General features: G+C 63.4%; 10 protein-coding genes and 1 pseudogene. 5 read left to right on the forward strand and 6 right to left on the reverse strand.

What is annotated here, in order from left to right:
- Positions 1-117: 117 nt before the first annotated feature.
- Positions 118-963 (reverse strand): annotated as a pseudogene (locus CKO36_RS17720) (peptidase C39 family protein); the annotation flags it as partial.
- Positions 964-1,216: 253 nt separating this feature from the next.
- Here CKO36_RS17720 and CKO36_RS17725 point away from each other — a divergent pair.
- Entirely contained in the window at positions 1,217-1,366 is a 150-nt protein-coding gene (locus CKO36_RS17725) for a hypothetical protein (RefSeq protein WP_200286245.1), read from the forward strand.
- An 18-nt stretch (positions 1,367-1,384) separates the two neighbouring features.
- On the opposite strand, the gene tsaC is transcribed toward CKO36_RS17725, so the two are convergent.
- The 5 genes from tsaC to CKO36_RS17750 all read right to left on the reverse strand — a co-directional run bounded on the left by tsaC (position 1,385) and on the right by CKO36_RS17750 (position 7,452).
- On the reverse strand, positions 1,385-1,936 hold the full coding sequence (gene tsaC, locus CKO36_RS17730; protein ID WP_200286246.1) for an L-threonylcarbamoyladenylate synthase type 1 TsaC: 552 nt from the start codon (positions 1,934-1,936) through the stop codon (positions 1,385-1,387).
- Positions 1,937-1,952: 16 nt separating this feature from the next.
- Complete coding sequence (gene topA / locus CKO36_RS17735; RefSeq protein ID WP_200286247.1) at positions 1,953-4,319, reverse strand: type I DNA topoisomerase; 2,367 nt, start codon at positions 4,317-4,319, stop codon at positions 1,953-1,955.
- Between the two features lie 134 nt (positions 4,320-4,453).
- The gene (locus tag CKO36_RS17740) at positions 4,454-4,963 is read right to left on the reverse strand and encodes a Smg family protein (protein ID WP_200286248.1); all 510 of its coding nucleotides are present in this window, start codon (positions 4,961-4,963) and stop codon (positions 4,454-4,456) included.
- 101 nt (positions 4,964-5,064) lie between these two features.
- Positions 5,065-6,216, reverse strand: coding sequence for a DNA-processing protein DprA (gene dprA, locus CKO36_RS17745; protein ID WP_200286249.1), 1,152 nt, complete (start codon positions 6,214-6,216; stop codon positions 5,065-5,067).
- Positions 6,217-6,261: 45 nt separating this feature from the next.
- Entirely contained in the window at positions 6,262-7,452 is a 1,191-nt protein-coding gene (locus tag CKO36_RS17750; protein ID WP_200286250.1) for a LysM peptidoglycan-binding domain-containing protein, read from the reverse strand.
- A 102-nt stretch (positions 7,453-7,554) separates the two neighbouring features.
- Here CKO36_RS17750 and def point away from each other — a divergent pair, with 102 nt between their 5' ends.
- The 4 genes from def to CKO36_RS17770 are packed head-to-tail and all read left to right on the forward strand — an operon-like array spanning position 7,555 to position 11,187.
- Positions 7,555-8,112: a peptide deformylase gene (gene def / locus CKO36_RS17755; protein ID WP_200286251.1), complete on the forward strand. Its 558-nt coding sequence runs from the start codon at positions 7,555-7,557 to the stop codon at positions 8,110-8,112.
- A gap of 51 nt (positions 8,113-8,163) precedes the next feature.
- Entirely contained in the window at positions 8,164-9,114 is a 951-nt protein-coding gene (gene fmt, locus CKO36_RS17760) for a methionyl-tRNA formyltransferase (protein ID WP_200286252.1), read from the forward strand.
- Positions 9,095-10,576 (forward strand): 16S rRNA (cytosine(967)-C(5))-methyltransferase RsmB, encoded by a 1,482-nt coding sequence (gene rsmB, locus CKO36_RS17765; RefSeq protein WP_200286253.1) that lies wholly within the window; start codon positions 9,095-9,097, stop codon positions 10,574-10,576. Before fmt ends, rsmB begins: the two co-directional genes overlap by 20 nt.
- Positions 10,573-11,187, forward strand: coding sequence for a DUF4390 domain-containing protein (locus CKO36_RS17770; RefSeq protein ID WP_200286254.1), 615 nt, complete (start codon positions 10,573-10,575; stop codon positions 11,185-11,187). The genes rsmB and CKO36_RS17770 overlap by 4 nt, the downstream gene beginning before the upstream one ends.
- Positions 11,188-11,221 lie beyond the last annotated feature (34 nt).

Genomic DNA, 11,221 nt, shown 5'->3' on the forward strand with positions numbered 1-11,221 from the left:
GGCTCACTTCGATGGTGATCTCTTCGCCCGAACGCCGAACAACCGTGGCCATGATCGCTCCTCGCCTCATCATTTACAGAGGCTTAGAGCATACTCCTCGAAATAACATCTTGTCGAGGCCGCACCCTCATCAAGAGCGAGGGTACCGTAAGTCAGCGGGATACCGAGGCGGATGACCTCGTCCAGCATGTCCTCATGGACCAGGCGCATGACTTCCTTCTTCTCCGGGCTGCGCACCGAATCAACGAGCGGCACGCCGCGATCGTTGACGTAGAGTTCGACGGCGAAACCGCGTCGCCGGGCGGCCAGGGCCAGGCCAAAAGGCCCGCAACCGCCGTGTCCTGATGTCATAAAGATGGTCGTCGCTTCGCGCCAGATCCGCAGTTCCAGCGTGCGATCAAGCACCAGCGTCGGCTCCAGTGCCTTCATGGCCATCATCAGCGCCGAGGATCCACAGGTGAAGTCCAACGTCTGCTCGTAGAAAGGCACCCGAGTCTGCTCCGTCGTAGTGGCCGGGGTCAGCGTCTTTTCGTACCGCAGTGCCTCCATGTGGTCTTCGTAGTAGTCCGACAGGACGCCAAACTGATGATAGCCAAGCCCCTCGAAGAGTGCGCGAGACGCCAGGTTGTCGACGCGGATTTCCAAGCGCACAAAGGGACGTTCGGTCTGCCAAGCGACCTGCTCCGCTGCGCTGACCAATGCCCGGCCAACTCCGCGACCGCGCGCTGCGTCCGCCACTGCGATCGAGTAGAGCCGTGCCACCGCCGTCGCCTTGCTGAAGAGCAGCAAGACGTAGCCGAGGAGCTGCCCAGCCTCCTCGGCCACCAGGGTCTTGGCCCGAGCCCGCGAGAGCATGTATCGGAACTGGCGGCGCGAGAGCTGATCGGTCTCAAAGCAGCCCTGTTCCAGGGCCACCAAGGCATTAAGGTCAGCGACCACGGCAGGACGGATCTGACAGGGCACGGGCTGGGTGACTCGTAGAGGGTTAATCCGGCGTTGATCGGTCCAGGCAGGGACGAGGCGCTCCGGCCAACAAGAGGTGATTCTACGCTCAAACGCTGGCCCGCCCATCGCGTTATTCGGTGGATAACCTGAGTATCCACCAGGGAATCGACGCTTGCCTCAGCAATCAGCGCCCTTAGCTTCAGAACTGAAGCTGACACCAGCTTTAACCTGCAAACTTCCTAACGCCGCCACTCAATCAGAGGATCCCCCGATGGAGCTGCACGCTTACGCTCAACTCGAAATGATCGGTTTCTTTATTTTCGTCGCCTGGCTGTTTTACTACCAGAGCACGTCCTCGCGCAAAGCCTCACGCGAGGCCGAGGAGCAACAACAGCACCAGGCGGACAGCCGTCACGACTGACGTGGCTGTGAGTCTTAACTAACCCCGCAACACCCGACCGGAGCGACCGTCGCGAATGCACGACGGTCGGCTGCGGTCGCCACAGGCTCCGGTCAGCACAGCATCGGGCAAACAGCCTAAGCGTTGCCTAAGCTGCCAGGCCTGGCGCGCCGGCGGCTGCGCTGCCCGGTTGGCGCTGGTGGATACTAGAGCGCCGCCGAATGTCCGGCAAAGCGCGGCGGCCAGCGGATGCGCGGTCACCCGTACCGCCAGGGTGTCAAAACGACCGCTCAGCAGCGGCGAGACATGATCGCGCACCGGCAGCAGCCAAGTATTGGGGCCCGGCCAGCTGGCTTGGATGATGGCCATGCGCGCTGGCTCCAGCTCCTGCACAAAGGGGCGCAGTTGGGTCATATCAGCGGCAATCAGAATCAGCCCCTTGTCAGGTGTGCGCTGTTTGAGCCGCAGCAGGCGGGTGATGGCCCGCTCATTGCCCGGATCGCAGCCCAGTCCATAGACCGCCTCGGTCGGATAGGCCAACACAGCGCCTGAGCGCAGCCAGTCGCGTGCCAGACGCAGGCGATGGGTCATCGGCGGCCGTACCCGCTCAGTCAGCCGCCTCGGTGGCCGGTTCCGCCGCTGGCGCTTGCGTTTCCAGCTCAACGTCATCCGCCGGTGCGACATAGCCACATTCCTTCTGCGGACAGGCCAACTGGGCACCCTTGGATTTGGTCACCTTAAGGGTCAGCACCGGCCAGCCGCACTGCGGGCAGGCCCGATCCAGCGGTTGGTTCCAGACCGCATAATCGCACTTGGGATAGGTGGAGCAGGAATAGAACACCTTGCCGCGCCGCGAGCGTTTCTTCTGCAAGGTGCCTTGCTTGCACTTGGGGCAGGTGACGCCGGTGTCTTCGGGTTTTTCCAGCGGCTCGATATGGCGGCACTTGGGATAGCTGCTGCAGCCGATAAACTTGCCATAGCGTCCGCGCTTGATTTCCAGCGGCGAACCGCATTTCGGGCAGGAGCGACCTTCGACAATCTCCGGTTCCTTGGCCGCTGCGTCACCGTCCTGATGCAGATCGCGGGTGTAGCTGCACTCCGGGTAGTTGGTGCAACCAATAAAGAGCCCATTGCGTCCGAGCCGTTTGGACAGTTGTCCGCCGCATTCCGGACACTTTTCATCAATGACCTCCTGGGTCACCTCGCTGCGCTGGACATGCTCCTGGGTATAGTCAACCCGCTCCTTAAAGGCTTTCCAGAACTCCTCCAGCACCGGAATCCAGTCGCCCTCGCCGCGCGACACTGCATCCAGCGAGTCCTCCAGGCGCGCGGTAAAGTCGTAATCCACGTAGGAGGTAAAGTGCGAGGTCAGGAACTTGTTGACCACCCGCCCGACATCGGTGGGCAGAAAGCGCTTGCTGTCCAGGGTCACATATTCGCGATCCTGCAGGGTGGAAATAATCGAGGCATAGGTCGAGGGGCGGCCAATACCAAATTCCTCCAGCGCCTTAACCAGCGAGGCTTCTGAATAGCGCGGCGGCGGCTCGGTGAAATGCTGTTCGGGGCGAATCGCCAGCAAATCGACCAGATCGCCACGCTCCAACTCCGGCAGTATGCGCTCCTCGTCATCATCGGCGGTTTTGCTGTCATCGCGTCCCTCCAGATAGACGCGCATGAAACCCGGCTCAGCCACTATGGAGCCGGTGGCGCGAAAGCGAATCCCCGCTGGCGCATCCAGCCCGCCGGCACTGAGATTGATCGCCACCTGATTGATCAGCGCATGGGCCATCTGACAGGCCAGGGTGCGCTTCCAGACCAGCTCATAGAGGCGGAACTGATCGGAACTCAGATGCGCGCGCACCGCTTTGGGTTCGCGAAAAATCGAAGTGGGACGCACCGCCTCATGCGCTTCCTGCGCGTTCTTGGATTTGGTCTTAAACACCCGCAGCTTGGCGGGCAGATGCTGGTCGTCGTAACGCTCGCCCACATAGGCACGGATTTCATCCAGCGCCTCCTGGGCAAGATTGACCGAGTCGGTACGCATGTAGGTAATCAGACCCACCGCCTCACCGCCCAAATCCACCCCCTCGTAGAGCTGCTGGGCGACGCGCATGGTGCGCTGGGCGGTAAAGCCGAGCTTGCGCGCCGCTTCCTGTTGCAGCGTCGAGGTGATAAAGGGCGGTGCCGGATTGCGCTTGCGCTGCTTGCGCTCGACCTGATCGACATAGAGCTGGCCCTGCGCCGCCTGCTCGATCTGCTGCTCAGCCGCAGCCGCCTGCTCGGCACTGGTGATGCTAAATTGTTCGATTTTGTTGCCATCGAGCTCGACGAGCTTGGCACTGAACGGCTTGGCGGCCGTCTTGGGATCGGGTTTGGCCACATCAGCATCAAGGCTCCAGTACTCGCGGCTGACAAAGGCCTCGATCTCCGTCTCGCGCTCACAGATCAAGCGCAGCGCCGGACTTTGCACCCGCCCGGCGGACAACCCACGACGGATTTTCTTCCATAGCAGCGGCGAGAGATTGAACCCGACCAGATAATCGAGTGCGCGGCGCGCCTGCTGGGCATTGACCAGATCCACCGATAAATCGCGCGGATTGGCCACGGCGTCCTGCACAGCGTTTTTAGTGATTTCGTTGAAAACCACCCGATACACCGGCCGATCGCCAATCTGGCGGCGCTTTTTCAGCAGCTCATAGAGATGCCAGGAAATCGCCTCCCCTTCGCGATCCGGGTCGGTGGCAAGATAGAGCGCCTCAGCGTTCTTGAGCTTCTTGGCAATCGCCTGAACATGTTTTTCGTTGCGCTCGATGACCTGATACTTCATCTCGAAACCATGTTGCGGATCGACCGCGCCCTCCTTGGGCACCAGATCACGCACATGGCCATAGGAGGCCAGCACCTCGAACTCTTTGCCGAGATATTTCTCGATGGTCTTGGCTTTGGCGGGGGATTCGACGATGACCAGATTCATGAAAGCTTCCGTGGGCTCGAGTTGGAGCTGAATGGAGGCAGCCGCGCGGCCGCCCTACCCTAATCAGGAAAGACGAAGCCGACGCGCGCGTCAAGTCAGGAAGCTGAAAAAGGGTGTTGCAAATTTGTCACGCGTCAGTGCAGATAGAGCGGGGCTTCGTCGTACACCAGGTCTTCCATCTGGAAAAAAGCCTCTTCCTGACCGGGGCGGTTCATCAGTACCAGCAGCACAATCCACTTGAGCTCCTCGACCGAGATCGCCGCCTGGCGAATGGCCAGCGCGCGCTCGACCACCAGTTCGCGACTCAGCGGATCGAGAATGCCGCTTTGTTCCAAAAACATCAGCAGACCGCAGCCATCGACATCCAGTTTGCGCTGCTCGGCTTCGGTATAGATGCGCGTGGAGCCACCGCTGGGGGAAACACCCTCACCGGTGCTCATGCGGCTGGCCAGCTCATCGAGCCAGTCCAGCGCCTGGGTAATTTCCATGGTCCCGAAGCCGGCCGCACTGAGTTCTTGCTCCAGCTCATGCTGATTGACGGGCGCGGCCTCCGACTCGCCAGCCTCCTCCTCGCCACTCTCTTCATCGCCAGCCATATAATTCTCGAACAGATAAATCAGGACATCGACCATGGTTTCGGACATGCGATCACCTCATCACGCTTAGGGTGCCCAAGCATTCTATCGGGAACGACCGCGCGCGACCACTGCCAACCCGGCAGCGGCGGCGGGATCGCTGCCCGGCCTTATGTGCGGCGACTGTAACGTCCACCGGGATGCGCCAGCACCAGATCCTGGAGCTCCAGCAGCAGCAGACTTGAGGCCACCTCGCGAGCTGGCCAGCCACTGCGCTGAATTAGCTCATCGGGCGTGATCGGGTCATACCCGAGGTGCTCGAGTAACTGACGCTGATCAGCCGTCAGGCCATCATCAGCGGCACTGACTGCCGCTGGACCCGCCACTGGCCCCGGCGACGCGGGCGCAGGCGCAGGCGCGGCACATTCGATCAGCGGCTTCAGCTGCGGCAGTAATTCCTCCAGCAACTGATCAATGCTGTCGATCAGTTTGGCGCCATCGCGAATCAGTGCATGGCAACCGCGCGCCAATGGATTGTGGATCGAGCCAGGAATCGCGAACACCTCGCGCCCCTGCTCCACGGCCTGACGAGCTGTAATCAGGGAGCCGCTGCGTGGTGCCGCCTCAGTCACCAGCACGCCCAGACTCAGGCCACTGATGATGCGGTTGCGGCGCGGAAAATGGCTGCTGTGCGGCCCCACACCAGGGGGGAACTCGCTGACCAGTGCCCCGGCGTCGATGATGCGCCGGGCCAGCTCACGATTGCCACGCGGATAGATTTGATCCGGCCCAGTGCCCAAAACCGCGACGGTGCGCCCGCCAGCCAGCGCCCCCTGATGCGCGGCCGTGTCGATGCCCATCGCTAGGCCGCTGGTAATCACCAGTCCGAGCCGGGCCAGGGCAGCAGCGAACTCGCGGGTGGTCTCCACCCCACCCGGGGTGGGATTGCGACTGCCGACAATCGCCAGCTGCGGCTCGCATAAAACGGTGACATCACCAACACCAAAGAGCACCGGAGGCGCATCATGCAACTCCGCCAGGCGCGGGGGATAGGCCGGATCGGAGCGCAGCAGCAGCCAGGCGCGCGCATGCTCAACCCAGCGCAGAGTCTCATCCACCCGCGCCCAGTTCGGCTGCCCAAGCTCCGCTATGGTCGCAGCCGGCAGACTCAGCTCACGCCACAGCCGCTCACCAGCGGCCAGCGCCGCCTGAGCACTGCCGCCGTGCGTCAGCAATTTGGCAATGCGGCGCGGTCCCAGGCCCGAGGTTTGCAACAGCGCGAGCAGGCTGCGCACTTCCTCCGTGGCTGGCGCCCCCCTCATCGTTGCAGGACGCCTGCCAGCGTGGCCGGCCGGCTACTCAGCCGGCTACTCAGGTGGAGCACTGACAAGATTGCCAACATGAATGGCCGCGCTGGCGCTCATGATGAGCGCAAAACTCACCCGGGGATAGCTGCGGAACACCATGGCGCTGCCAACAAACCAGTTGGGTTCGACATAGCTGTCGGTCTTGCGGCGCGCCTCGACATGCAAGGGTAAAGGGGCGTTGTCATCCAGCTGATTGCGCCGCCAACCGGTCACCTCCCAGTCACCGAACCAGAATTCTGTGTTCAGCGGACTCTCATTGCGCCAGTTCCAGTCGTCACTGCGAGCGCGGACGCGATCGCGTTTAACCGTGCCGCCCCGGTAAATACCAAAGACATCGCCAACCCTGATGCCGTTGTCGCGGCCGCGATCCAGTACCACCACATCGTACTGACCAATCTGCGACACCCCTCCCAGCACCGAGATAATATGCCCTCGCACCGTCGGCTCGACCGGACGCGGAAAAAAGGTGCGCAGCGGCTTCTCATCCTCGGCTGGGCGCAGGCGATCCCCCGGCGCAGTCTCAAGAGCCGAATGGGTGATTCTGAGCGTGGCCGGGTCACCGCTTTGCACCAGCTCCGCACTGCCCACATAGACCGCCTCATACCCCAGAGGCTCATCGCTCTCGTAGTCGTGGAATTCCTTGCCGGGGCGCAGAATTTCCCAGCGTGTTCCCTGCTCGGCAAAGATGCTGCGCACGAAGATCGCATCCCCCACGCCAGCCACCACCCGATCATCCGGAAACCCCACCACATAGGGCGCCGCATCAATCTGCGCCTCATTGGCCACCACCGGACGCGACAGGAAGGGGCCCAGGACACTGACCGGAATGGTCGGAATGGCGACATCCAGTGCCTCGGTGCGCACCCGGGGCTTGAGACGCACCACGCGCATGCCGTCCTCAACGCCCACCCGAGGCTGCCCGCCGTGGTAGCGAACCGTGAGAATATCGCCGGGATAGATCCGATTCGGATTAGCGACATTGGGATTTTCTTCCCAGATCTCGCGCCAGCGCCAGGGTGCGTCCAGATAGCGCGCCGCAATGCCCCACAGGGTATCGCCCGGACGCACCTCGTAACGCTCGGGATGATCCGCGCGCAGTTCCACCGCACCGGCAGTGCCAGCCAGCAGCGCGGTTAAGAGCGCAGCGGCGCCCAAAATTGTGGGACCAACCCAGGTTAGCCGAATGTTCATAGCGCGTCGCCACCCCCGAAAATTGAATCAATGGTGTATCATCGCGATAGTAATCACTCCACGCCAATCTTACCAGCGATCTAAAGAAAAGAGTTCAACTCTATGGCGAAACTCGAAATCCTCACTTTCCCGGACACCCGACTGCGACAGCATGCCGCCGCTGTGGAGTCAGTTGACGATTCGATTCGACGCATCGTCGATGACATGCTTGAAACCATGTATGCCGCACCCGGTATCGGACTGGCGGCCATTCAGGTGGGCATTGCCAAACGCATCATTGTGATTGATGTCTCTGAGCGGCACGATCAGCCGGTGGTGCTGATCAACCCGGAAATCCTCGCACTCGAAGGCGAGGAGGAAATGGACGAAGGCTGCCTGTCCGTGCCTGGGTTCTATGAAACCGTCCGCCGCGCGGAGCGGGTGCAGGTGCGTGCGCTAAATCGCGCCGGCGAGTCCTTCGAACTCGACTGCGACGGCCTGCTAGCCGTGTGCATCCAGCATGAGATTGATCATCTGGAGGGCAAGCTGTTTGTCGATTATCTCTCCAACCTGAAACGCCAGCGGATTCGCACCAAGCTCGTCAAGGAGCAGCGCGCCACCACACGCAAGCGCCAGCCGCCGCCACGCGCAGCCGCCGCCCGTGCGCAGGCCAGCCTCTAACCGAACCACTACCACGTCATGGGCGTCACCGGCGCCTCATGCTCGTCACCCATGCATCATATTAAGCCCCCCCTGCTGTTTGCCGGCACGCCGGACTTTGCCGCGCCCGCACTTCAGGCACTGCTGCGCGCCGGCTACCCCATCGCCGCTGTCTACACCCAGCCTGACCGCCCGGCCGGGCGCGGACGCAAGCCACAACCCAGCCCGGTCAAGCAGGTCGCGCTCGACGCCGGCCTGCCCCTGGAACAGCCCGGCACGCTCAAGGACGCAACAGCGCAGCAACGCCTGCACGAATACCAGGCCCACCTGATGATCGTGATCGCCTATGGCCTGCTGCTGCCGCCGGCGGTGCTTGCAGCACCGGCGCTGGGCTGCCTGAACATTCACGCCTCCCTGCTGCCGCGCTGGCGTGGAGCCGCGCCCATTCAGCGCGCCATCCTGGCCGGCGATACCCGCACCGGCGTGGAACTCATGCAGATGGATGCCGGGCTCGATACCGGGCCGGTCTTCGCCCGGCGCGAGACCGACATCAGCGCCACCGAGACCGGTCGCAGCCTGCATGATCGCCTCAGCGCACTGGGCGCCGAGTTGCTGATCGACAGCCTGCCGGCGATTCTCGACCAGCGCCTCCAGCCCCAGCCTCAGGCCAGCGAGGGCGTCTGCTATGCTCACAAGCTCAGCAAGGACGAAGCGCAGATCGACTGGGCGCAGAGCGCCGTCGAGATCGACCGACGCATCCGCGCCTTCAATCCCTGGCCGGTTGCCCAGACCCGCCTGGGCACCGAGACGCTCAGACTCTGGGCTGCCACACCCGAGTCCCTGGATCCCGACGCCACGCCAGCTGCACCAGGCACGGTGCTAAGCGCCGATAAAACCGGCATTCTGGTGGCCACTGGCGCCGGTGCGCTGCGCATCCATGAATTGCAAGCCCCAGGCAAGCGGGCGATGCGCGCGGCGGATTTTCTCAATGCCCGAGTGCTGCATGGCGCGCACTTTGGCTAACCCAACCCCTCCCACTCAGCCGCAGCGGTCCAGAGCCAAAGCCTCGCGCCGTCGTCCCCGCTCAACGCCCACCACCGCCCCGGGCGCACAGACTCGGGCCGCTGCGGCCCAGGTGCTGGTGCAGGTACTGGTGGCTGGGCGCTCCCTGACCGCCGCCCTGGCGCCCTACAGCGCCCTGCCCGGCTCAGAGGAAAGCTCGGAGGCGCCCCAGCCGCCTGAGCGGCTCAGTGCACGTGATCGGCCGCTACTCCATGAACTGAGCTTCGGCGTACTGCGCAGCCTGCCGCGCCTGGATGCTCTCATCGCCCGACTCCTGCAACGCCCGCTCAAAGCCCGCGACCAGGATGTGCAGTGCCTGCTGCGCGTCGGTCTCTATCAGCTCGACGCCCTAGCCCTGCCCGATCATGCAGCGGTCGCAGCCACCGTGGGCGCCACAGCCATGCTGGAGAAACCCTGGGCGCGCGGTCTGGTCAATGCCACATTGAGGCGCTTTGTGCGCGAACGCGATGAGCTGTGCGCATCCATTGTCCAGGATCCTGTGGCTAACAGCCTGATGCCTGCCTGGCTGCTGGCGCGCCTGCAAGCGGCCTGGCCGGATCATTGGAAGGCCATAGTCGCGGCCAGCAACAGCCGGGCGCCGATGTTTCTGCGCGTCAATCGCCAGCGCCTGACAGCGGCGGCCTATCAGCACCAGCTCAGCACCGCCGGCATCACCGCCACGCCCGTCCCCGGTTGCACCGAGGCACTACAACTGGATCAGCCGGTGCCGGTCAGCCAGTTGCCCGGTTTTCAGGATGGGCTGGTCTCGGTGCAGGATGCCGGTGCCCAGCGCGCCGCCGCCCTGCTGTGCGCCAGCCCCGGTCAGCGCGTGCTCGACGCCTGCGCCGCGCCCGGCGGCAAGAGCGCCCATCTACAGGAACTGGCGGCGAACCAATTGCAGCTCACCGCTCTGGATCAGGACGCCGAGCGCCTGCACAGCCTGCGCAGCACTCTGGAACGCCTGGGACTCCAGGCCGACATTCAGCAGGCGGATGCCACGGTGACACGCGGCCCCTGGGCCGAGCGGCGCTATGACCGCATTCTGCTCGACGCGCCCTGCTCCGGCACTGGCGTCATCCGCCGCCACCCGGACATCAAATGGCTGCGCCGCGAGCAGGATATTGCCGCTCTGGCCCGCACCCAGGCGCGGCTGCTCGATGCGCTCTGGCCACTGCTCAAGCCTCAGGGTCTCCTGCTCTATATCACTTGCTCGGTGCTGCCGGAAGAAAACGAACAGCAAATCAGCGCCTTTCTGGCCCGCCATCCGGAGGCATGCGAAGATCCCATCCCGGAAATCGCACCTGAGATCACAGCCGCACAAACCAAGGTCCACAGGGAAATCGCACGCGCCCACGGGTGCCAGCGGCTGCCCGGTCTTCAGGGCAGCGACGGGTTTTTCTTCGCCCGATTGCTCAAGCCATGAGCCTGTCACGCGTCCCCCAGACCCCCCGGCATCTCCGGCGGCGGACTTCGCGACGGCTGTCCACTGGCCTTGCTGGGCTGCTGGTGCTGCTAGCGGTCTTCAGCGCTCCCCTCACTGCCAGTGCTGACTTCGAGGTCACTCAGGTACGCACCCGGCTCCAGGACGAGCAGTTCACCTTGGATGCACGCATCCACTATGAATTTAGTGATCGGGCACTAGAAGCGTTGGATAACGGCGTGCCCCTGACGCTGCTGGTGCAGATTCGCGTGCGCCCCAGCCGAGCCCGGCTCTGGACGCCGAGCTTGGTCGATCAATCCTATCGCTACCGCATCCGCTACAAGCCGCTCTCGGAGTCTTATCTGATCACCCAGTTACCCAGCACCAAAGGACGCAGTTATTTCAGTCGCGATGCCGCCATCAATGCGCTGGGCGACATCCGCAACCTGCCGCTGCTCAATCGCAACCGTCTGGAACCGGGCCGCGACTATCAGGTGCAACTGCGCGCCTCGCTCGATATCGAGCAACTGCCGCTGCCGCTGCGTCCCACCGCCTACCTGCATCCGGCCTGGAAGCACGCCAGTGACTGGACGCGCTGGCCCCTCAAACCCTGAGCCGCCGCGCCAGCGCACCCGCCTCCCCTAACAT

Source organism: Rhabdochromatium marinum (genome assembly GCF_016583795.1).
Classification (GTDB): Bacteria; Pseudomonadota; Gammaproteobacteria; order Chromatiales; family Chromatiaceae; genus Rhabdochromatium; species Rhabdochromatium marinum.